We start from the raw sequence: 21,081 nt of genomic DNA, 5'->3' as shown, positions 1-21,081 counted from the left end.
CGTCAGCATCCCCGATTTCACCAACGATAGCGCAGCGTCGCGATCACGTTGCGGCGCAGACCATAGTAGCATCCGATATCCTGGCAAAAGGTCACATATGTCTTATCGAAGATGTTGGTCGCGTTGACCTGCAGCGAGTAACCCTTGAACGGCCGGCCGAGGCCCGCGAGATCGTAGTGGATCGCGGCGTCGAACAAAGTCACGCCGGGTACGTAGAACGTGTTCGCGGTGTTGCCGGCCGACGGACCGATGTAGCGGACGCCGCCGGACAAGCCGAAGCCGTCGAGCGGGCCGCCATGGAAAGAATAGTCCGCCCAGGCGGCGGCCGAATTCATCGCGAAGCCGACCGGATGCTTGCCGAGCTGCGCCACCGTGTTGGTCTTGGTCACGATGTTGTCGAGATAGGTGTAGGAGGCGATCAGGCTGAGGTCGCGATTGACCTCCGTCTTGGCCTCGAGCTCGATGCCACGCGAGCGAATTTCTCCGGTCTGGACCCGCGCAGTCGGCCCGTGGCTCGGATCGGGATCCGGCGTCAGCACGTTCTGCTGCACCAGATTGTAGGCCGCGATGGTGTAGAGCGATTTCGCATTGGGCTGATATTTGATTCCGACTTCCTCTTGCTGCCCGGTGGTCGGCGCGAACGGATTGCCCGCGAAATCCGTGCCGGCGGTCGGCTGGAACGATTCGGTGTACTGGATATAGGGGGCGATGCCGTTGTCGAACTTGTAGAGCAGGGCGCCGCGCTTGGTCGTCGCGGTGTCGGACTTTGGCGCGATCGCGGTGAGGTTGGTTGCATAGGTCAGGGTCTCGGTGCGAGATGTCGCGAGATCTTCGCGCACGCCGAGCAGCGCCACGAAGCGATCGAACTTGATCTGATCCTGCAAATAGCCCCCGAGCTGGTCGATGGTCTGTCGGACGTTGGTCGTGCTCGGCACCGGTCCGATCGGAACGCCGTAGACCGGATTGAGCGCGTTGATCGAGGGCACCACGGCAAGGCTGCCGTTGAGCCGCTTGTCGGTGGCGTTCATGTAGTCGATGCCGGCAAGCACGGTGTGCTGGAACGGGCCGGTGTTGAAATTTGCCTCGGCCTGGTTGTCGACGGTGAAGGAGCGAATGTTCTCCTGGGTCGTGTACGCGCCGCGTGTCATGTTGGTTGGATCGGTGCCCGGGTTCGGCGACACCACGGCAAAGTCGGTATCGAGGTCCGAATAGCGCAGATTTTGCCGGACCTTCAGGTTGTTGCCGAAACTATGCTCGATCAGATAGCCGACCGCGCCCAGGGTGCGGTCGGTCTTGTCGAAATTCGGCTCACCGGAATAGAAGCCCGTTGGGATGTACTGGCCCTTATAGGGCGTGATGGTGCCGATGCCGAGCGGCAGCAGCTGATTGTAGAATCCGGCCTTCGGGTCGCGTTGATAGGTGCCGAGCACCGTCAGCGTGGTGTCGTTGTCAGGTCGCCATGTCAGCGACGGAGCGATCGAAACGCGCTCGTAGCCGGTATGATCGACCTGGCTGCCGACATCGAGGCCGGAGGCTGTGAAGCGATACAGGAACTCCTTGTTCTGGTCGATCGGGCCGGAAAGATCGACGCCGCCCTGGATGCGCCCATAGCTGCCGGTCGAAATGAACATCTCGTGCGTGGGGTCGAGCGTCGGCCGCTTGCTCACCATGTCGACGACGCCACCCGGCGAAGCCTGCCCGTAGAGGATCGACGCCGGACCGTGCAGCACCTCCACACGCTCCAGATTGAATGGTTCGACGATCGGATAGGCGAAGACGCCGAAATTGAGCAGCCGCAGCGAATCCAGATACTGGTCGGCGGCAAAGCCGCGAATGTAGACGGTATCGAATCGCGCGTCCGCGCCGGTCGGCTCGACCCGTACGCCCGGCGTATAGCGCACCGCTTGCGACACGCTCTGTGCGCCCTGCGCCTGGATTTGATCCTGCGTGACCACCGACACCGCGGCCGGTGTCTCGATCAGCGCCGCATCGGTCTTGGTACCTGTCCCGCTACGGGTCGCGACATAGCCGTCGACATGGCCCCACGAGGTTTCGCGTGGCCCGCTGGTACCGCCATTCGTCGACGGCATCGCGCGCGAAGCCGCGGCGGCGGCTGCCGTCCGCGCCGCAATCGCGCGCGAGCGGGTGGCCGATGCGGAGCGCGAACGGGCCGCCCGTTGCGTGCGCGTGGGCTTTTGCGCCGGCTGATCGACGACGACCGGGTCGAGCGGGATCACCCCGCTCGCCGGAGCGGTGGCCGATTGCGCCGCCACACCCGCGATACCAACACCCAGCGCTGCCGTGCTCGCCGCACCCAGCAGCAACACGCGTCCGAAACCAATCCTGGAAATGCACACTGAAACTGCCCCAAACCACAAATGCCTGCACCCACAGGCAGTGATGTGGCCTAGCTCAGCGTTGCGCGGCTGGCTGCGGCAGGATGTTGGAAGGGATTGAAGAACACATCTTCACGCGCGAGAGGTTGCGACAACGGCGCGAAATACTCTTCCTTTTCGAATTCCAGATTAGGAAGCTTTGGCGAAGGTGGCGGCGATTGTTCAGCGCGCGAAGCTCCCGCACCAGCCGAAGCGGTGGCCGCCATTGTAGGCACGCGCATGACCGGCCGCGAGCATCGCAGCCGAGACATTGTCGGTCTTCCTCGTCGCCACGTCGGCGACGACGCGCCCCTGATACTTGTCCGGGCCGATATTGTAGATCGCGACATCGCCCTGGCCGAGCAGGTCGCGCAGCGCCACGGTCGCTGCCTGCGCCATTTGCAGCTCACGTTGACACGACGCCTTCAGCTCCGGCGCATCGATGCCGCGCAGCCGGACCCGTGTGGTGAGATCGGGGCCTGGCGCGAGATGCACCCGCGCCTCGAACGTGTCGCCGTCGATCGTCCTGATGACATCGACGGCATGGCGAGCGTCGGGGGCGCCGGCCCGCTGCCGGATCATGTCGGCATCGCGCGACCGGCTCAACGACCAGTGCGACGGCAAAGGCACCCATTCAGGCGCCCATCGGCGGATCGGCAGCGTGCTGCCGACGGCGATGCCGAGAACGAACACCCATGGTAGCGCCGCCGAGACGCGGCGGCCCCAGGGTGAGCGGCGGAAGGGCGGACGTCCGGTCCCACGATAAGGATTTATTCTCTCATATGGGGACATATTCCCAGACTGGCCTGAGTCGAGACGTCAGGCAAGACGCACCAAACAGCTCTCAGAAATCCGAGGCGATGCCCTTGGTCTCCCAATCGCCGTAGCGTGTCGGTTCCGGCCCTTTCGGACCCTGGAATTCCTTCGGCCGCGCCGCCGCATTCTGCGCGGCGAGCTCCTCGGCCGCCTTGCGCCGCGCCTCGGCCTCGGCAAGCGCGCGCTGCGCGGCCGGTGTCAGCGGCTTGCGCGGCGCGGGTTCCCTTGCGGATTCCTTTGGCGATGGCGATTTCTCAGACATGGCTGGCTTTCTCGGCAAACTTTCTGCCTGCGCGTTGCGTATCTCGATATCGGCTCAGTGACGGCATCACGATCGCAAAATCCCGCGGGTCGATTCTTACATTTGGCATATTCACATGCCAGTGGTGGTTTCGAGTTGATGGCATGAGCCGATTGTAACTCAGCACCTTCGAGATATCTCCGCTTCATGCCTCCTTCAAGATTTGCAGTTCCTGCCGAAGTCCCCGGTCTCGCGGCGCGCCGGATCGCAGCCGACATCCTCGACGGCGTGCTGCACAAGCACCGTACCCTCGACGATCAACTCGACGGCGCCGGCGCGCATCCCGGCCTGAAATCGCTCGCCGATCGCGACCGCGCGCTGATGCGCCGGCTGGTGTCGACCATCCTGCGCAAGCTCGGCACGCTCGGCCACCTGCTGTCGCGCCTGCTCGACCGCGGCATCCCGACCGATGCGCCACGGGCGCAGAGCGCGCTCCTGATCGGCGCCGCGCAGATCCTCTGGATGGACGTGCCCGATCACGCCGCGGTCGATCTGTCGGTGCGGCTGGTGCAGTCGGACCGGCGCGCGGCGAAATATGCCGGGCTCGTCAACGCGGTGCTGCGGCGCTGTGCACGCGAGGGCCAGGGGCTGATCGAGGAGATCAGCACACAGACGCTGGACCTGCCGCCATGGATGCTGGCGCGCTGGAATTCGTTCTACGGCGAAGCCACCGCGCGCGAGATGGCGCTCGCGCTCGGCCATGAGCCATCGCTCGACCTCACGGTGAAGTCGGACGCCGTGCAATGGGCAAGCCGTCTGCACGGCGAGACATTGCCGACCGGAACCGTGCGCACGCTGCTCCAGGGTTCCGTGACGATGCTGCCGGGCTTCGCGGAAGGCCAATGGTGGGTGCAGGACGCCGCCGCAGCACTTCCGGTGCGCCTGTTCGGCGACATCAAGGACAAGAAGGTCGCGGACCTCTGCGCCGCGCCGGGCGGCAAGACCGCCCAGCTCGCGCTGGCGGGCGCGCAGGTCACCGCGGTCGACCGCTCGCCGGCCCGCGTCGCACGGCTGCGCGACAACCTCACCCGGCTGGCCCTACAGGCCGAGACGGTGGTCGCCGACGCCGCCGAATGGCCGGCGGAGGCTGCAAGCTTCGACGGTATTCTGGTCGATGCGCCCTGCACCTCGACCGGAACCATCCGCCGCCATCCCGACGTGGCCTGGCTGCGGCAGGAAGGCGACATCGCCGCGCTGTCGGCCCTCCAGAAGCGGCTGCTGCAAAAGGCCACCAGTCTTCTGAAGCCGGGCGGCACCCTGGTGTACTGCACCTGCTCGCTCGAGCCGGAGGAAGGCGAGCAGGCGATTGCCGCGCTGCTCGCGGGCGAATCAGGCCTGCGCCGTGCGCCGGTCGGGAACGACGAGGTCGCCGGCCTCGATGACATCATTACCGCCGACGGCGACCTGCGCACCCTGCCCAGCCATCTGCCCAATGCCGACCCGCGGCTGGGCGGCCTCGACGGGTTTTACGCCGCCCGGCTGGTTAAGGCCTGAATTTAAACTTCGGTCTTCTACGCTCGAAGTGATTCGTGCGGTATCAAGAGGGTATGTCGCCCATCAAGAGGGTGCCTTGGCCGCGTTTCCGGATTAAAATAAGGATTCGTTGAAAATTCCCTCCCCGCAAGGTTAGGCGTGTCGGTCGCTCAAAGCAGACGCATCTCGACGCTGATTGCCGGCCGCTTCGCGCGCAGCATGATCGCACGCGCCAGCGGCAGCACCGTTGTGCTGTCGCGGCTGTGGCCCGGCCGCACCGACCGGCTGATCATCGCCCCGCACGACCTCAGGACCGCCGACGCCACCCGCGCCGCCGAGATCTATGCCGGGCGATTCGTCTTCGCCGGCAAGATCGTCACCTGCCATGGCCGCTCGATCTTCGATCTCGAGCCGCCGTCGGAGGATTGGGAAGCCGCCCTGCTCGGCTTCGGCTGGCTGCGCCATCTGCGCGCCGCCGACACCGCGCTGACCCGCGCCAACGCCCGCTCGCTGGTCGACGACTGGATTTCGAATCAGGCGCGCAAGCGGCCGCTGGAGCGCCGCGCCGATGTTCGGGCGCGCCGCGTGATCTCGCTGTTGTCGCAGGCGCCGCTGGTGCTCGGCGACACCGACGGCAAATTCTACCGCAAGTACCTGCGCGGGCTGGCGCGCGAGATCCGCTATCTGCGCTATTCCACGCTCGACAATGACGGCGTTCCGCGCCTCCAGGTGCTGATCGCGCTGTGCTACGCCTCGCTCTGCCTCGCCAACCAGGCGCGCAACATCAAGACCGCGACGCGCCGGCTGTCGGACGAATTGCAGCGCCAGATCCTGCCCGATGGCGGTCACATCTCGCGCAATCCCGGTGCGCTGGTCGAGCTGCTCAGCGATCTCCTGCCGCTGCGCCAGACCTTTGCTGCGCGCAATATCGCGCCGCCGCCGGCGCTGCTCAACGCCATCGACCGCATGATGCCGATGCTGCGCTTCTTCCGTCACGGCGATGGCAGCTTCGCGCTGTTCAACGGCATGTCGACCGCGCCGTCCGATCTGGTGGCGACGCTGCTCGCCTATGACGACACCCGCGGCGTGCCGATGGCGAGCATGCCGCATACCGGCTTCCAGCGCCTCGATGCCGGCAACACCGCCCTGATCATCGACACCGGCCCGCCGCCGCCGCCCAGCGTCAGCCATGACGCGCATGCCGGCTGCCTGTCGTTCGAGCTCTCCTCCGGCGTCAGCCGCATCGTGGTCAATTGCGGCATGCCTTCGACCGGCCGCGACAATTGGCGGCCGTTCGCGCGTTCCACCGCCGCGCATTCGACGCTGACCTATCACGACACCTCGTCGTGCCAGTTCGTCGAACTGTCGGCGATGAAGCGGCTGCTGCGTGGCGCGCCGATCACCAGCGGCCCTGCCAATGTCGAGAGTTACCGCGAAGCCGTCCCCGATGGCGACGTGCTCACCGCCTCGCACGACGGCTACCTGTCGCGCTTCGGCGTGATCCACCGCCGCGTGCTGATGATCTCCCAGGATGGCACCCGGCTCGAAGGCGAGGACTCGCTCGCACCGGCGCCGGGCGGCCGCATCAGGGGCAGCGAGGCCGATTTCGCGCTACGCTTCCATTTGCATCCGTCGGTGAAGGCCAGCCGGTTGTCCGACGCCCGCGGCGTGATGCTGGTGCTGCCCAACCGCGACGTCTGGACCTTCGAGGCGATGGACGACAAGGTCGATCTCGAGGACAGCGTGTTCCTGGCCGGCAATGACGGCCCGCGCCGCACCTCCCAGATCGTGATCCGGCAGGACGCAAGGCAGGCCGCCACCATCCGCTGGAGCTTCGTGCGCTCCTCGACCTCGGCCTCGGCCACCAACGCGCGCCGCAACGCCCGCCGCGAGCCGGAACTGCCGCTGTAGGTACCGCATCGCCTCCATCTCAGACCCGTCATCCTGAGGTGCGAGCTCTTGCGAGCCTCGAAGGATGCACGGCCCGGCTGGTGGCCGTCGACCCTTCGAGACGCGCTTTGCGCTCCTCAGGGTGACGGGGCTAATTTGCGAGGATTCGGCCCCCAAGACCGGTTTCGTAGCGCACAAAACCGTGCTACCCGGCTGCCTTAACAGCCAGGGATTTTCCGATATGACCGAACAGCTTCGCCGCGTGACCCGCGCTCTGTTGTCCGTTTCCGACAAGACCGGACTGATCGATTTCGCCAAGGCGCTGGCCGACCAGGGTGTCGAGCTGGTCTCGACCGGCGGCACCGCCAAGGCGATCGCGGCGGCCGGGCTGAAGGTGAAGGACGTCTCCGAACTCACCGGTTTCCCCGAGATGATGGACGGCCGGGTCAAGACGCTGCACCCGAAGGTGCATGGCGGCCTGCTCGCGATCCGCGACAACAAGGAGCATGCCGCGGCGATGGCCTCGCACGGCATCGCGCCGATCGATCTTCTGGTCGTCAATCTCTATCCGTTCGAAGCCACCGTCGACAAAGGCGCAGGGTTCGAGGAGTGCATCGAGAACATCGACATCGGCGGTCCGGCGATGATCCGCGCTGCCGCCAAGAACCATGACGACGTCGCGGTGGTGGTCGAGGCGAACGACTATCAGGCCGTGCTCGACGAGCTCGCCGCGCACAACCGCGCGACCTCGCTCCAGTTGCGCCGGCGGCTCGCCGCCAAGGCCTATGCGCGCACCGCGGCCTATGACGCCGCGATCTCGAACTGGTTTGCCGTGCAGCTCGACACCAAGGCGCCGGACTTCCGCGCCTTCGGCGGCAAGCTGATCCAGTCGCTGCGCTATGGCGAGAATCCGCACCAGAGCGCGGCGTTCTATGCCACGCCGGAGAAGCGACCGGGCGTCGCCACCGCGCGGCAATTGCAGGGCAAGGAATTGTCCTACAACAACATCAACGACACCGACGCGGCTTACGAATGCGTCGGCGAGTTCGATCCGCAGCGCACCGCGGCCTGCGTCATCGTCAAGCACGCCAATCCCTGCGGCGTCGCCGAAGGTCCCGATCTCGCCACCGCCTATGCCCGCGCGCTGGCCTGCGATTCCACCTCGGCCTATGGCGGCATCATCGCGGTCAACCGCACGCTCGATGCGGACGCGGCGCGCGCGATCATCGGCATCTTCACCGAGGTGATCATCGCGCCCGATGCGACCGAGGAGGCGATCGCGATCATCGCCGGCCGGCGCAATCTGCGCCTCTTGCTCGCCGGCGGCCTGCCGAACCCGCGCGCGCTGGGCCTCACCGCCAAGACCGTCGCCGGCGGCCTCCTGGTGCAGAGCCGCGACAATGCCGTGGTCGAGGACATGAACCTGAAGGTCGCGACCAAGCGCGCCCCGACCGACGCCGAGCTGCGCGATCTGAAATTCGCCTTCCGTGTCGCCAAGCACGTCAAGTCCAACACCATCATCTACGCCAAGGATCTCGCCACCGTCGGCATCGGCGCCGGCCAGATGAGCCGGGTCGATTCCGCCCGCATCGCCGCGCGCAAGGCGCTGGATGCGGCGGCCGAGCTGAAGCTCGCCGAGCCGCTGACCAAGGGTTCGGTGGTTGCCTCCGACGCGTTCTTCCCGTTCGCCGACGGCATGCTGGCCTGCATCGAGGCCGGTGCGACTGCGGTGATCCAGCCCGGCGGCTCGATGCGCGACGACGAGGTGATCAAGGCCGCTGACGAGCACGGCATCGCCATGGTGTTCACCGGCACCAGGCATTTCAGGCACTGACGTCATTCCGGGGCATCGCGCAGCGATGAGCCCGGAATCCATCGTGCAACGGATGAATGGATTCCGGGCTCGCGCTTCGCGCGCCCGGAATGACGGCGCTAGTTGCTCCTGACCCGCGCCAGCAGCGCCAATCCCACCACAAAGAACGCCACCAGCACGGCCATGCCGGCCTTCTGGCTCGCGGTCGCCGCGGTGATCGTGCCGATCAAGAGCGGGCCGATGAACGACGTCACCTTTCCGGTCAGCGCGAACAGGCCAAAATACTGCGCGATGCGATCCCTGGGCGCGAGGCGGATCAGCAGCGAGCGCGAGGCTGCCTGCAATGGCGCGCCGGTGGCACCGATCAGGCAGCCCAGCACGATATAGGCGCGCTCGGCGGCGCCTGCGAACAGCGGACCACCTGGCACCGGCGGCGCGACCGGAATGAACAGGATGGAATCCTTGTTGACGGTGAGGATCACGACGATCGCAAACAGCAGGATCAAGAGACTGCCGGTGATCACGCGCTTCGGCCCGAACGCATCGTCGAGCTTGCCGCCGATCCAGCCGCCGAACGTCCCGGCGACCGCCAGGATGATGCCGAAGGTGCCGATCCGGATCGTATCCCAGCCGAACGTGCCGGCAGCATAGATGCCGCCGAACGCGAACAGCGAGACCAGCCCGTCGGTGTAGATCATGTTGGCGAGCAGGAACCGCGCCAGCGATTTCTGCTTTGGCAGGCTCCGCAGTGATTCCCCGAGCTCGCGCAGGCCTGCGCCGAGCGCCGCACGGACCGGGCGCTTCGCCGGATAGTCCGGCGTGAACAGGAACATCGGCGCCACGAAGATGATGAACCACAATCCGGTCAGCGGCCCGGTGATGCGATCACCCTCATGCATGACAGGATCGAGCCCGAACAGCGGCGTGAAGCCGAACAGCGTCTTGCCGGTCTCGGCATTGGCGGCGAGGAAGCCGAGCACCAGCACGAGGCTCAGGATGCCACCGACATAGCCGGTGGCCCAGCCGGTGCCCGAAAGGCGCCCGATCCGCTCCGGAGGCACCAGGGTCGGCATCATCGCGTTGTTGAACACGGTCGCGAACTCGACGCCGACGCTGGCGATCGCATAGGCGAGCAACAGCATCGGGATGAGATCGGGATTGCCGGGCTTGCCGATCCACATCGCGCTCGAGCCGATCACCAGCAGCGCGCCGAAGCCCGCGATCCATGGCTTGCGCCGGCCGCTGGCATCGGCGATGGCGCCCAGCACCGGCGACAACAGCGCGATCGCAAGCCCCGCGGCCGCGGTGGCAAAGCCCCACAGCGCCTGGCCGCTCGCGGCGTCTGGCGCGACGAAGCTCGCGAAATAGGGCGCGAACACGAAGGTCGTGATCAGCGTGAAATAGGGCTGCGCGGCCCAATCGAAGAAGATCCAGCTGACGACCGCTGCGCGACCCGGATAGGCCTTTGCTGCACCGGTGCCGGTCTGCATAGTTGCCGTCATCGCGAAAGATATTCCTTGAGCTCGACCGCAGGCAGGCTTTTGCCGCTGCGATCCGTTCCCATATAGCATGGGCCGGTTTTGCTGATACGGCGACCAACAGGGCAGGACACTTCGATGGCGCTGACAGCAACGATGTCGCGACGGCTGTTTGCCGCTCTCCTGGCGATCGGCATCGCAACACCCGCCCTCGGCCAAGTCCAGGTCCAGGTCCAGCGCCGCGCCTACGAGCCGTCAGCCACTGACGCTGCCCGCAGCGTTCGCGCCGAAAACGGCATGGTGGTGGCACAGGAGAAACTCGCTGCGCGGGTCGGCGCCGACATCCTGCGGCAGGGTGGCAATGCCGTCGATGCCGCGGTCGCCACCGGCTTTGCGATGGCGGTGACCTATCCGCGCGCCGGCAATATCGGCGGTGGCGGCTTCATGGTGATCCACCTCGCCGGCCGCAACGAGGATATCGCAATCGACTACCGCGAGACCGCGCCGCAGGCCGCCACCCGCGACATGTTCCTCAGTGCCGAGGGCAAGCCCGATCCCGACAAGTCGCGCAACTCCGCGCTTGCGATCGGCGTGCCCGGCACGGTCGCGGGCCTGGCGCTGGCGCTTGAGAAATACGGCTCCGGCAAGTTCACGCTGGCGCAGATCCTCAAGCCCGCGATCGATCTCGCCCGCGACGGCTTCATCGTCACCGACGACACATCCGATACGTTGTCCGACATGTATCGCCGCATGTCGCGCTGGCCGAATTCGGCCAAGACGTTCTCACATGCCGACGGCACGCCGCTGCACGAGGGCGACCGCCTGGTCCAGGGCGACCTCGCCGGCGTTTTGACCGCGATCGCCGAACAGGGACCGCGCGGCTTCTACGAAGGCGCGGTCGCCGAAAAGCTCGTCAGCGGCATCAAGCAGGCCGGCGGCATCTTCACACTCGACGATTTGAAATCCTATCAACCGATCATCCGGACACCGATCCGCGGCACCTATCGCGGCTATGACATCGTCGCGATGCCGCAGCCGTCCTCCGGCGGCGTCGTGCTGTTGGAGATCCTCAACATCCTCGAAGGCTTTCAGGTGTCGGACATGAAGCAGGGCTCGGCCGCCTCGCTGCATGTGATGATCGAGGCGATGAAGCGGGCCTATGCCGACCGCGCCCGCTATCTCGGCGATCCTGCCTTCGTCGATGCGCCGACGCAATTGCTGGTCGACAAGGCCTATGCCGCCAGGCAACGCGCGACCATCGATCTCGCCCGCGCCACGCCCTGGATCGATGTGCGCAACGCGAAGCAACCGCATGAGGGCGACAACACCACGCATTACTCCGTGGTCGATGCCAGCGGCAACGCCGTCAGCAACACCTACACGCTGAACTTCCCCTATGGCGTCGGCCTCGTCGCCGACGGCACCGGCGTGTTGCTCAACAACGAGCTCGACGACTTCACCGCGGCGCCCGGCGCCTCCAACGCCTTCGGCCTGGTCGGCTTCGAGGCCAATCTGCCGGGGCCGGGCAAGCGCCCGTTGTCGTCGATGTCGCCGACCATCGTGCTGAAGGACGGCAAGCCGGTGCTGGTGACGGGATCGCCGGGCGGCAGCCGCATCATCTCGGCGGTGACGCAGATCATCGTCGACGTCATCGACTACAAGATGGACATCGCCGCCGCGGTCGCCGCGCCGCGCATCCACCATCAATGGCTGCCCGACGAGGTCCGCATCGAGCGCGGCTTTCCCGACGCAGTGCTCGCCGATCTGCGCGCCAAGGGGCACAAGCTCGTCGAGCCGCTCGGCTACTCCTCTGCGAACTCGATCGTGGTCACGACCAATGGTCTGCTCGGCGCGCCCGATCCGCGCACGCGTGGCTCGGAGGCCGCGGGATACTAGAATGCGCGGCGTTCGAGGCTCACCTCTCCCTTGGGAGAGGTCGGCGCGTAGCGCCGGGTGAGGGGTTCCGCTCTCTCGTTGGAGCCGCAGGCCCTCACCCGATTTGCTGCGCAAATCGACCTCTCCCCGTCGGGGAGAGGTGAACGTGCTCGTGGCCGACCGATACAATCCAGCTTCATCTCGTTCTAAGGACCGAGCAAACGCTGCTTTGCCCTGCCTGCGACATCGCGATAGATTGACGGTCCGCGCAACTCCGGCCGCGGATCGCAAACAGCCGGCGAACAATTTCTCCGGGGAACGCGGATGAGCACGGCGGAATCCAAATCGATCGAAGTCGCAGAAATCGAGGACACCAGTCTCCTCGCCTTCTACCGCGACATGAATTTGCAGGAACGGCGCACGTTCTGGGCCTGCGCCTCGGGCTGGACGCTCGACGGCATGGATTTCATGATCTATCCGCTGGTCATCGGCACCATCATCACGCTGTGGAAGGTCGACGCCGGCACCGCCGGGCTCGCCGGAACCGTGACGCTGCTGGCCTCCGCCGTCGGCGGCTGGCTCGGCGGCTATCTCTCCGACCGGATCGGGCGGGTGAAGACGTTGCAGCTCACCATCATCTGGTTCTCGTTCTTCTCGCTGGTCTGCGCCGTGGTGCAGAATTTCGATCAGTTGCTGATCGCCCGCGCGCTGCTCGGTCTCGGCTTCGGTGGCGAATGGGCCGCGGGTGCAGTGCTGATCGGCGAGGCGATCCGGCCGCAATATCGCGGCCGCGCGGTCGGCTCGGTGCAGTCGGGCTGGGCGATCGGCTGGGGCTTTGCGGTGCTGGCGCAGGCGGTGCTGTTCTCGGTGCTCCCGCCGGAAAACGCCTGGCGCTGGATGTTCGTGATCGGCGCGCTGCCGGCCTTGCTCGTATTCTATCTGCGCCGCTACGTCACCGAGCCCGAGATCTCCGCTGCCACGATGGCGAAGCAGAAGGCCTCCGGCAGCGGACCTGCCTCGCTGTGGGAAATCTTTCAAGGCCCGATCCTGAAGACCACGTTGCTCGCCTCGCTGGTCGGTACCGGCATGCAGGGCGGCTACTACGCCATCACCTTCTGGGTGCCGCGCTTCCTCACCACCGAGCGCAAGCTGTCGGTGGTCGGCTCGACCGGCTACCTCGCGACGCTGATCGTCGGCTCCTTCATCGGCTATCTGGTCGGCGCCTGGCTCGCCGACCGGATCGGCCGCCGCAACCTGTTCCTGATCTTCTCGCTCGGCGCCATCGCGGTGGTATTGCTCTACACCCAGCTGCCGCTCTCCAACCAGGTGCTGTGGGTGCTGGGCTTCCCGCTCGGCTTCTTTGCCTCGGGCTATTTCTCGGGCATGGGCGCATTCCTGACCGAGCTGTATCCGACCCGGCTGCGCGGCTCAGGCCAGGGCTTCTGCTACAATTTCGGCCGCGGCGTCGGCGCGCTGTTTCCGTTCCTGGTCGGCGCACTCTCGACCACGACCACACTGGCCAACGCGATCGCGATCTTTGCCGTCGCGGCCTATGGCGTGTTCTTCATCGCCGCCTACGCGCTGCCGGAGACCCGCGGCCGCGTGCTGCATGCGGATGGGTAGGGTTGTCAGTGGCGCGACGGCCGCGCGGCTTGCTTCACTTCGCCTCTCCCCCTGTGGGAGAGGCCGGATTGCATCACCAGATGCAATCCGGGTGAGGCGTCGCGGGCTATCCGCGCGGTGCACCGTGTGGAGAAATACCCCTCACCCCCAACCCTCTCCCACAAGGGGAGAGGGGGCCATCGTCTCGTGCGTCCCTCACGGAGGTTCTCATGACATCGCTCAAAGACAAGACGCTGTTCATCTCGGGTGCGAGCCGCGGCATTGGGCTTGCGATCGCGCTGCGCGCCGCGCGTGACGGCGCCAATGTCGCGATCGCGGCCAAGACCGCCGAGCCGCATCCGAAGCTGAAGGGCACGATCTACACCGCCGCCGACGAGGTCCGCGCCGCCGGCGGCAAGGCACTGCCTGTCATCTGCGACATCAGGGACGAGGCGCAGGTGATGGCGGCGATCGAGCAGACCGTCGCCGAGTTCGGCGGCATCGACGTCTGCGTCAACAATGCCAGCGCCATCAGCCTGACCAATTCGCAGGCGACCGACATGAAGCGCTACGACCTGATGATGGGGATCAACACCCGCGGCACCTTCATGGTGTCGAAATACTGCATTCCGCATCTGAAGAAGGCGCAGAATCCGCATATCCTGATGCTGTCGCCGCCGCTCGACATGAAGACGAAATGGTTCGAGCATTCGACCGCCTACACGATGGCGAAGTTCGGCATGAGCATGTGCGTGCTGGGGCTCGCCGGCGAACTGAAATCCGCCGGCGTCGCCGTCAACGCGCTGTGGCCGCGCACCACGATCGCGACTGCCGCGGTCGGCAACCTGCTCGGCGGCGACGCCATGATGCGCGCCAGCCGCACACCCGAGATCATGGGCGATGCGGCCCATGCGATCATCACCCGGCCGTCACGCGAATTCACCGGGCATTTCTGCATCGACGACAAGGTGCTCTATGCCAATGGCGTGCGCGATTTCGAGCACTACCGCGTCGATCCCTCGGTGCCGCTGATGTCGGATTTCTTCGTGCCGGACGACGACGCGCCGCCGCCCGGCGTCACCGTGCAGCCGCTGCCTGCGCGCTAGGCTACAGCGCAGACGCCTTCAGCTGCTCGCGCCAATGCGCCACGCGCTCCTTGAGCAGCGTGTCGCGCACGTAGGCGAGCTCCTCGTCCTCGATCCGCTCCAGCGTTTCAAGCGACATGCTTTCCGCGCCATGCGCCGTCCAGGCGCGCTGCAATCCGGTATTGCGGTGGCTGCCCATCCGCAGCGTGAACCAGATCCGGTTCTGGATCTTGTCGAGATCGGGCGCCTGCCCGACCCAGACCTCCCCCGTCGCGCGGCAGCGGATCGCGAACACGCCGGCAACGCTCGCGCGCTTCTTGTAGTCGGCAATGGCTTGCTTGCGGTCCTCGGTCTTCATCGCGGCTCCTGTCGTCTCGGTCAGACTATTTATATCCGGGTATTATTGACAACACAATTATGCCCGGGTAAAAAAGACCATCCGCACCTCGTGAGACGACCGCCATGGACACCGCCTGCTATCTCGAGCCGACCTGGAATGCCGGACGCGACTTCGCCCAGCGCGAGATCGCAGGCGAATTGGTGATGCTCAATCTGTTGCGCTTCCGGGAGATCGCCGATTATTCGCAAAGCCCCGAGCTGGCCCCGCCGCAGCCGATATCAGGCGCGGAGGCATACGACCGCTATGTCGCGCACACCCTCCCGCACTTGCGGAAGAGCGGCGGCGACATCCTATTCATGGGGAATGGCGGCCCGCTCTTGATCGGGCCCGAAGGCGAGCGCTGGGATCGCGCGATGCTGATCCGGCAAAAAAGCCGCGGCGCGTTCCTCGCCTTCGCGGTGGCGGAGGCCTACCTCGCCGGGATCGGACATCGCACCGCGGCGCTGGCGGATTCGCGGCTGCTGCCGCTGGTCGAGCTGCCGCGATGACCGCGTTATCGACCGACCTCGTACGGTCCGCCCTTCTCCAGCGCCCGCGCATAGGCCGGGCGCGCGTGGATGCGCTCGAGGAACGCGACGCAGCGGGGATGGCCCGCCTCGAGCCCACCGCGCGCGGCGGCAGCCTCGAGCGGGAAGCTCATCTGGATGTCGGCACCAGAGAAGTCGTGGCCGGCGAACCACTCGCTCTTGCCGAGTTCGCTTTCCCAATAGGCCATATGCTGCTTGAGCTGCGGATTGACCAGCGTGGACAGCGCCTGGTTCGAGACCTTGCGCACCAGCGGCCGCAACAGCGCCGGCGCCCGTTTCGGCATCAACGTGAACAGCAGCTTGAGCAGCAGCGGCGTCATCGCCGAGCCCTCGGCATAGTGCAGCCAATAGGTGTAGCGCAGCCGCTCCGGCGTATCGGCTTGCGGGATCAGGCGGCCATTGCCGTAGGTCGCAATGACGTATTCGAGGATCGCGCCGGATTCCGCGATGGTGTTGCCATTGTCGGTGACGACAGGCGACTTGCCGAGCGGATGGATCGCGCGGAGCTCCTTCGGCGCCCGCATGTCGGGCTGTCGCTGATAGCGCACGATCTCGTAGGGCACGCCCAATTCCTCGAGCAGCCACAGCACGCGCTGCGAGCGGGAATTGTTGAGATGGTGAACCGTCAGCATGGGCGTCCTCTGCAATGTCAGCGCGGTCGAGCGGCGCTTGGTGCCAGCCCGACGCAGGAAAGTCGAGATGCACGCGCCTGGATCATTGGAAATTACCCGGGCAATATGCCGTGCTGCCAGGGAGGCCTGCAATGACCCCAGCCTATATCGCCTTCGAAAAGGAGCACCGCATCGCGGCCGGCGAGCTCAGCGACGTTGCCCGCGCCGTCAAGCAATTGCTCGACCAGCGCAAGGACGCCGCGATCCTGGTGTTCAACGGCCGCACCTCGGCGCTGGTCGATATCGACTTCCGCGGCTCGGTCGACGACGTGCTGGCCCGTCTGCCGAAGCTCGCGCCGCGCAGTGACGAGGAACCCGCCGCGCCCGTTGCGCCGCGCGGCCCTGGCCGTCCGAAGCTCGGCGTCGTGGCGCGCGAGATCACGCTGTTGCCGCGGCACTGGGACTGGCTCGCGCAACAGAGGGGCGGCGCGTCGGTTGCGATCCGCAAACTGGTCGACGAGGCGCGGCGCGCCAGCGGCGACAAGGATCGCACGCGCAGCGCGCAGGAAGCGGCCTATCGCTTCATGACGACAATGGGCGGCAACCGGCCGCATTACGAGGACGCGATCCGCGCGCTGTTCGCGCACGACCGGCGCCACTTCGCGACCCTGATCGCGGACTGGCCGGCCGATATCCGTGACCACGTGATCGCGCTCGCCCATAGCGATCAAGCGGACTAGCGCGTTTTGAACAGACTGGACGAGTAACCTCGAACGAGATGTCGTCCCTGCGAAGGCAGCGACGACGGCGGTGTGTGCCGCCTGGCCTGAGATGCACGACCGTCTGAGCGGTCCAGTTTTTGGAAATTGAACGTGTCCACACCTCCCTCCCTGCGCAAAGCCTTCCTGTCCTTCCTGGCGCCGATGCTGCTGAGCAACGTGCTCCAGTCATTGTTCGGCACCGTCAACGGCGTCTATCTCGGCCAGATGATCGGCGTCGACGCGCTGGCGGCCGTCTCGGTGTTCTTTCCGGTGATGTTCTTCTTCATCGCATTCGTGATCGGTCTCAGTGCCGGCGCATCCGTCATGATCGGCCAGGCCTGGGGCGCCAACGAACCCGATCGGGTCAAGGCGGTCGCCGGCACCACCATGACCGTGACGCTGCTGCTGGCCGTTGCGATCGCGATATTGGGCGGCCTGTTCACGCGGCCGCTCCTGGTCGCGCTTGCGACGCCGCCTGACGTGCTCGACGCGGCGGTGTCCTATGCTCGGATCATGATGATCAGCATGCCCATCACCTTCGCGTTCCTGCTGCTGACGGCGATGATGCGCGGCGTCGGCGACACCGTGACGCCGCTGGTTGCGCTGACGGTCTCGACCATCACCGGCCTCGTGGTGACGCCGGCGCTGATCCGTGGCTGGCTCGGCCTGCCGATGCTGGGCGTCGCCAGCGCGGCCGTTGCCTCCACTGTCTCGGGCGTCGTGACGCTGCTGTGGCTGCATGTCCACATGCTGCGGCACAAGCATGCACTCGCCTTCGACGCCGCCTTCCTGCGCGCAATGCGGCCGAACGGCGCCCTGCTGCGCATCGTGCTACGGCTCGGCATTCCGACCGCGATCGGCATGGTGGTGGTCTCACTCGCCGAGCTGGTGCTGCTCGGCCTCGTCAACGGCTTCGGCTCGGATGCCACCGCCGCCTATGGCGCGGTCAACCAGGTGATCGGCTATGTCCAGTTCCCGGCGATCTCGATCGCGATCACGACCTCGATCTTCGGCGCGCAGGCGATCGGCCGCGGCGAGCCGGGCCAGGTCGGTGCCATCGTCAGGACCGGGCTCGAGATGAACCTGTGGCTGACCGGCGGACTGGTGGTGCTCGGCTATCTGTTCGCGCGACCCTTGATGGGCTTCTTCATCGTCGATCCCGCCGTGCTCGCGCTGGCACAGCAGCTGCTGTACATCGTGCTGTGGAGCATGGTGCTGTTCGGCATGGCGACGGTATTTTCCGGCGCGATGCGCGCCGGCGGCACGGTGTGGATGCCGCTGTTGATCTCGACCCTGGTGATCGCGGTGGTCGAGGTGCCGGTCGCGATCCTGCTCAGCCGCGCCATCGGGATCAGCGGCATCTGGATCGCCTATCCGGTGACCTTTGCAACCATGTTCCTGTTGCAGATGGCCTATTACACGCTGGTATGGCGCAAGCAGACCGTCACGCGGCTGATTTGACATCGCGCGCGGCGGCTCACATGATGATTATCATATTCTACGAATGGCACCTGCCGCAGCAGGTCCATGCTACACCAGGCCCATACCAGACAAGACCGAGGGAGAGACCGCCGTGAGCCAAAATCCGCAATTCCTGTTCGATTTCGGCAGCCCCAACGCGTTCCTCAGCCATGAGGCGATCCCGGCGATCGAACAGCGCACCGGCGTCAAGTTCGAGTATGTACCGATCCTGCTCGGCGGCATCTTCAAGGCCACCAACAACAAGTCGCCGGCCGAGACGCTGGCCGGCGTCAAGAACAAGCCCGATTTCATGAAGATCGAGACCGAGCGCTTCCTCAAGCGCTTCCGCGTCAAGCCCTACACCTGGAACCCGTTCTTCCCGGTCAACACGCTGAACCTGATGCGCGCGGCGGTCGCCGCCCAGCTCGAGGGCGTTTACGAGAGATATATCGAGGCCGCTTTCCATCACATGTGGGTCGAACCGAAGAAGATGGACGATCCCGAGATCGCCGGCAAAGCCATCGCCTCCTCCGGGCTCGATGCGGCCAAGCTGTTCGCGCGTGCGCAGGATGCCGACGTCAAGGCGAAGCTGATCGAAAACACCCAGCACGCCGTGGAGCGTGGCGCATTCGGCTCACCGACCTTCTTCGTCGGCAAGGAGATCTTCTTCGGCAAGGAGCAGCTGCGCGAAGTCGAGGAATTGGTGTCGGGAAAGTGAGATGAGCTGACGGCGAATAGCGAGTAGCGAATAGCCGGTTCAGATCCCTATTTATTCGCCATTCCCCATTCGCCCCTGGCTTCCGGGCAACAACAAAGAAGGACAAATTCCCATGCGCGTTCTCGTGGTCGGCGCCGGTGCGATCGGCGGTTACTTCGGCGGCCGGATGCTTCAGGCCGGCCGCGACGTCACTTTCCTGGTGCGTCCCCGCCGCGCCGCCGAGCTCGCCTCCGCCGGGCTCGTGATCAAGAGCCCGAACGGCGATGTCACGCTGAGCAATCCGCCGACCGTGCAGGCCGACCGGCTGTCGGACAAGTTCGACGTCGTGCTGCTGAGCTGCAAGGCGTTCGATCTCGAGGACGCGATCAAGTCGTTTGCGCCAGCGGTCGGCGACCAGACCGCGATCATCCCGTTGCTCAACGGCATGCTGCATCTCGATGCGCTCGACAAGACATTCGGCGCCCAGCACGTGCTCGGCGGGCTCTGTGCGATCGCGGCGACCTTGAACGAGAAGCGCGAGGTGGTGCAGCTGCAACCGATGCAGGGGCTGAATTTCGGCGAACGTGCCGGCGGGACGTCGGACCGGGTGCGCGCGATCGCGGAGACCTTCTCCGCAATCAATGGCGCGGCCGCCAGCGAGCACATCATGCAGGACATGTGGGAGAAGTGGGTGTTCCTGGCATCGCTCGCCGCCTCCACCAGTCTGATGCGGACCTCGGTCGGCAACATCCTGGCCGCGCCCGGCGGCAAGGACTTCCTGCTCGGCATCCTCGACGAATGCAGCGCGATCGCCGCCGCTGCCGGTCATCAACCCGGCGGCCCGTTCTTCCAGCGCACCCGCGGGCTGCTGACCACCGAGGGCTCGCCGATGACCGCATCGATGTTCCGCGACATCAAGGCCGGGCTGCCGGTCGAGGCCGATCACGTGATCGGCGACCTGATCGTGCGCGCGGATGCGGCGAAGATCCCGGTGCCGAAGCTGCGCACCGCCTACACGCATCTCAAGGCGTATGAGAAGCAGCGGCAGGCGTAATATCACCGGCGTCGTCCCGGCCGAGCGCGCAATTGCGCACCCGGCCGGGGCGACACCGTTTTTGCCGCTACAAATGCGCCAGGTAATGCGCCAGCGCGGTGATCTCCTCGTCGCTCAGCGGATAGGCCACATCGGCCATCGCGGCCTGCGCGCCGCCGGAGCGGACGCCCGACTTGTAGTCGTGCAGCGCCTTGACGAGATATTCCTCGCGCTGGCCGGCGATGCGGGCCACCGCCTTGGTGCCGGCGAAGGTGTCGCCATGGCATGACGCGCAGCGGCGGCCGGCGGCGGCCTGCTTGCCCTTTTCGGACAAGTCGGGATTGTCGTCCTTACCGCCCTTGAACGGCGGCAGCGACGCGAAATAGGCGCCGAGATTGCGGATATCCTCGTTGTTGAGCTGCTCGACGATCGGCTGCATCTGCTCGTTCTTGCGCGCGCCGGCGCGGAAGAACACCAATTGCCATTGAATGAACTGATCGAGCTGGCCCGCCAGCGAGGGAATGTTCTCGGTCTGCGAGATGCCGTTGTCGCCATGACAGCCGGCGCAGATTTCGGCTTTCTCCTTACCGGCGGCGACGTCGGCGGCCTGGGCCGACGATGCCAGCAGGATGGCCGCTGACAGAATTCCGAGCGACGCATGACGCATTGTCAGTTTCTCCGGCTGTCATTGCCTGGCTCAGCCCGGCAACCCATCGTGCTTGCTAAAGGGTTCTTGTTGGGATGGATGCCCGGATCCCGTCTTCGCCAAGGCTTCGACGAGGCCTCGGTCTGAGGCACGCCGTAGCCTCGGCGAAGGCGGCAAGTCCGGGCATGAGGAGGTGGTTCCGCGGTTGATCGCAACAGAGGCTGCGGATGCCTCACG

The 21,081-nt window shown here is 65.8% G+C and carries 18 protein-coding genes; 11 read left to right on the top strand and 7 right to left on the bottom strand.

All coding sequences use genetic code 11. From position 1 onward, the window contains the following. Positions 1-17: 17 nt before the first annotated feature. The 3 genes from CWS35_RS06525 to CWS35_RS06515 form a co-directional block, all read right to left on the bottom strand. On the bottom strand, positions 18-2,327 hold the full coding sequence (locus tag CWS35_RS06525; RefSeq protein ID WP_245438892.1) for a TonB-dependent siderophore receptor: 2,310 nt from the start codon (positions 2,325-2,327) through the stop codon (positions 18-20). Between the two features lie 231 nt (positions 2,328-2,558). Continuing rightward, on the bottom strand, positions 2,559-3,068 hold the full coding sequence (locus CWS35_RS06520; protein WP_035636530.1) for a thermonuclease family protein: 510 nt from the start codon (positions 3,066-3,068) through the stop codon (positions 2,559-2,561). A gap of 151 nt (positions 3,069-3,219) precedes the next feature. Further along, on the bottom strand, positions 3,220-3,453 hold the full coding sequence (locus CWS35_RS06515) for a DUF1674 domain-containing protein (RefSeq protein ID WP_024583131.1): 234 nt from the start codon (positions 3,451-3,453) through the stop codon (positions 3,220-3,222). 186 nt (positions 3,454-3,639) lie between these two features. On the opposite strand from CWS35_RS06515, the gene CWS35_RS06510 reads away from it, so the two are divergent. The 3 genes from CWS35_RS06510 to purH all read left to right on the top strand — a co-directional run bounded on the left by CWS35_RS06510 (position 3,640) and on the right by purH (position 8,689). After that, positions 3,640-4,986, top strand: coding sequence for an RsmB/NOP family class I SAM-dependent RNA methyltransferase (locus tag CWS35_RS06510; protein ID WP_100951387.1), 1,347 nt, complete (start codon positions 3,640-3,642; stop codon positions 4,984-4,986). Positions 4,987-5,124: 138 nt separating this feature from the next. Next, positions 5,125-6,876, top strand: coding sequence for a heparinase II/III family protein (locus CWS35_RS06505; RefSeq protein ID WP_100951385.1), 1,752 nt, complete (start codon positions 5,125-5,127; stop codon positions 6,874-6,876). Positions 6,877-7,096: 220 nt separating this feature from the next. Beyond that, a complete protein-coding gene (gene purH / locus CWS35_RS06500; protein ID WP_100951383.1) occupies positions 7,097-8,689 on the top strand; it encodes a bifunctional phosphoribosylaminoimidazolecarboxamide formyltransferase/IMP cyclohydrolase in 1,593 nt (530 codons plus the stop codon). Positions 8,690-8,787: 98 nt separating this feature from the next. Here purH and CWS35_RS06495 read toward each other — a convergent pair whose 3' ends face one another. Next, complete coding sequence (locus CWS35_RS06495) at positions 8,788-10,158, bottom strand: MFS transporter (RefSeq protein WP_100951381.1); 1,371 nt, start codon at positions 10,156-10,158, stop codon at positions 8,788-8,790. 126 nt (positions 10,159-10,284) lie between these two features. Between CWS35_RS06495 and ggt the strand changes: the two genes are divergently transcribed. The 3 genes from ggt (at position 10,285) to CWS35_RS06480 (ending at position 14,729) form a co-directional block, all read left to right on the top strand. Beyond that, the gene (gene ggt, locus CWS35_RS06490) at positions 10,285-12,042 is read left to right on the top strand and encodes a gamma-glutamyltransferase (RefSeq protein WP_100951379.1); all 1,758 of its coding nucleotides are present in this window, start codon (positions 10,285-10,287) and stop codon (positions 12,040-12,042) included. A 303-nt stretch (positions 12,043-12,345) separates the two neighbouring features. After that, positions 12,346-13,644 (top strand): MFS transporter, encoded by a 1,299-nt coding sequence (locus CWS35_RS06485; protein ID WP_024583125.1) that lies wholly within the window; start codon positions 12,346-12,348, stop codon positions 13,642-13,644. Positions 13,645-13,853: 209 nt separating this feature from the next. Further along, positions 13,854-14,729 (top strand): NAD(P)-dependent oxidoreductase, encoded by an 876-nt coding sequence (locus tag CWS35_RS06480; protein ID WP_024583124.1) that lies wholly within the window; start codon positions 13,854-13,856, stop codon positions 14,727-14,729. Position 14,730: 1 nt separating this feature from the next. Here CWS35_RS06480 and CWS35_RS06475 read toward each other — a convergent pair whose 3' ends face one another. Beyond that, positions 14,731-15,066, bottom strand: coding sequence for a GIY-YIG nuclease family protein (locus CWS35_RS06475; RefSeq protein ID WP_100951378.1), 336 nt, complete (start codon positions 15,064-15,066; stop codon positions 14,731-14,733). A gap of 104 nt (positions 15,067-15,170) precedes the next feature. On the opposite strand from CWS35_RS06475, the gene CWS35_RS06470 reads away from it, so the two are divergent. Beyond that, positions 15,171-15,596, top strand: coding sequence for a hypothetical protein (locus CWS35_RS06470; protein WP_024583122.1), 426 nt, complete (start codon positions 15,171-15,173; stop codon positions 15,594-15,596). Between the two features lie 5 nt (positions 15,597-15,601). Here the strand turns inward: CWS35_RS06470 and CWS35_RS06465 are convergent, their stop codons facing one another. Further along, positions 15,602-16,267 (bottom strand): glutathione S-transferase family protein, encoded by a 666-nt coding sequence (locus CWS35_RS06465; protein ID WP_100951376.1) that lies wholly within the window; start codon positions 16,265-16,267, stop codon positions 15,602-15,604. A 131-nt stretch (positions 16,268-16,398) separates the two neighbouring features. On the opposite strand from CWS35_RS06465, the gene CWS35_RS06460 reads away from it, so the two are divergent. From CWS35_RS06460 to panE, 4 genes are all read left to right on the top strand, one after another. Continuing rightward, positions 16,399-16,986 (top strand): DUF2239 family protein, encoded by a 588-nt coding sequence (locus CWS35_RS06460; protein ID WP_100951374.1) that lies wholly within the window; start codon positions 16,399-16,401, stop codon positions 16,984-16,986. 132 nt (positions 16,987-17,118) lie between these two features. Next, positions 17,119-18,468, top strand: a complete 1,350-nt coding sequence (locus tag CWS35_RS06455; protein WP_371682837.1) for an MATE family efflux transporter — start codon at positions 17,119-17,121, stop codon at positions 18,466-18,468. A gap of 112 nt (positions 18,469-18,580) precedes the next feature. Next, positions 18,581-19,186, top strand: coding sequence for a 2-hydroxychromene-2-carboxylate isomerase (locus tag CWS35_RS06450; RefSeq protein ID WP_024583118.1), 606 nt, complete (start codon positions 18,581-18,583; stop codon positions 19,184-19,186). Positions 19,187-19,298: 112 nt separating this feature from the next. Next, positions 19,299-20,219, top strand: a complete 921-nt coding sequence (gene panE / locus CWS35_RS06445) for a 2-dehydropantoate 2-reductase (RefSeq protein ID WP_024583117.1) — start codon at positions 19,299-19,301, stop codon at positions 20,217-20,219. Positions 20,220-20,286: 67 nt separating this feature from the next. Here panE and CWS35_RS06440 read toward each other — a convergent pair whose 3' ends face one another. Beyond that, on the bottom strand, positions 20,287-20,865 hold the full coding sequence (locus tag CWS35_RS06440) for a cytochrome c (RefSeq protein WP_100951372.1): 579 nt from the start codon (positions 20,863-20,865) through the stop codon (positions 20,287-20,289). Positions 20,866-21,081: the final 216 nt, after the last annotated feature.

The sequence above is a fragment of the Bradyrhizobium sp. SK17 genome, assembly GCF_002831585.1.
Lineage (GTDB): Bacteria > Pseudomonadota > Alphaproteobacteria > Rhizobiales > Xanthobacteraceae > Bradyrhizobium.
Note: the sequence above shows the minus strand (reverse complement) of the source record. Positions and strands in the feature narration are given on the sequence as shown.

Excerpts from the sequence above, each read along its gene's own strand:
- CWS35_RS06515 (WP_024583131.1), bottom strand. The coding sequence starts at position 3,453 with ATGTCTGAGAAATCGCCATCGCCAAAGGAATCCGCAAGGGAACCCGCG.
- CWS35_RS06510 (WP_100951387.1), top strand. The coding sequence starts at position 3,640 with ATGCCTCCTTCAAGATTTGCAGTTCCTGCCGAAGTCCCCGGTCTCGCG.
- purH (WP_100951383.1), top strand. The coding sequence starts at position 7,097 with ATGACCGAACAGCTTCGCCGCGTGACCCGCGCTCTGTTGTCCGTTTCC.
- CWS35_RS06495 (WP_100951381.1), bottom strand. The coding sequence starts at position 10,158 with ATGCAGACCGGCACCGGTGCAGCAAAGGCCTATCCGGGTCGCGCAGCG.
- ggt (WP_100951379.1), top strand. The coding sequence starts at position 10,285 with ATGGCGCTGACAGCAACGATGTCGCGACGGCTGTTTGCCGCTCTCCTG.
- CWS35_RS06485 (WP_024583125.1), top strand. The coding sequence starts at position 12,346 with ATGAGCACGGCGGAATCCAAATCGATCGAAGTCGCAGAAATCGAGGAC.
- CWS35_RS06480 (WP_024583124.1), top strand. The coding sequence starts at position 13,854 with ATGACATCGCTCAAAGACAAGACGCTGTTCATCTCGGGTGCGAGCCGC.
- CWS35_RS06475 (WP_100951378.1), bottom strand. The coding sequence starts at position 15,066 with ATGAAGACCGAGGACCGCAAGCAAGCCATTGCCGACTACAAGAAGCGC.
- CWS35_RS06470 (WP_024583122.1), top strand. The coding sequence starts at position 15,171 with ATGGACACCGCCTGCTATCTCGAGCCGACCTGGAATGCCGGACGCGAC.
- CWS35_RS06465 (WP_100951376.1), bottom strand. The coding sequence starts at position 16,267 with ATGCTGACGGTTCACCATCTCAACAATTCCCGCTCGCAGCGCGTGCTG.
- CWS35_RS06460 (WP_100951374.1), top strand. The coding sequence starts at position 16,399 with ATGACCCCAGCCTATATCGCCTTCGAAAAGGAGCACCGCATCGCGGCC.
- panE (WP_024583117.1), top strand. The coding sequence starts at position 19,299 with ATGCGCGTTCTCGTGGTCGGCGCCGGTGCGATCGGCGGTTACTTCGGC.
- CWS35_RS06440 (WP_100951372.1), bottom strand. The coding sequence starts at position 20,865 with ATGCGTCATGCGTCGCTCGGAATTCTGTCAGCGGCCATCCTGCTGGCA.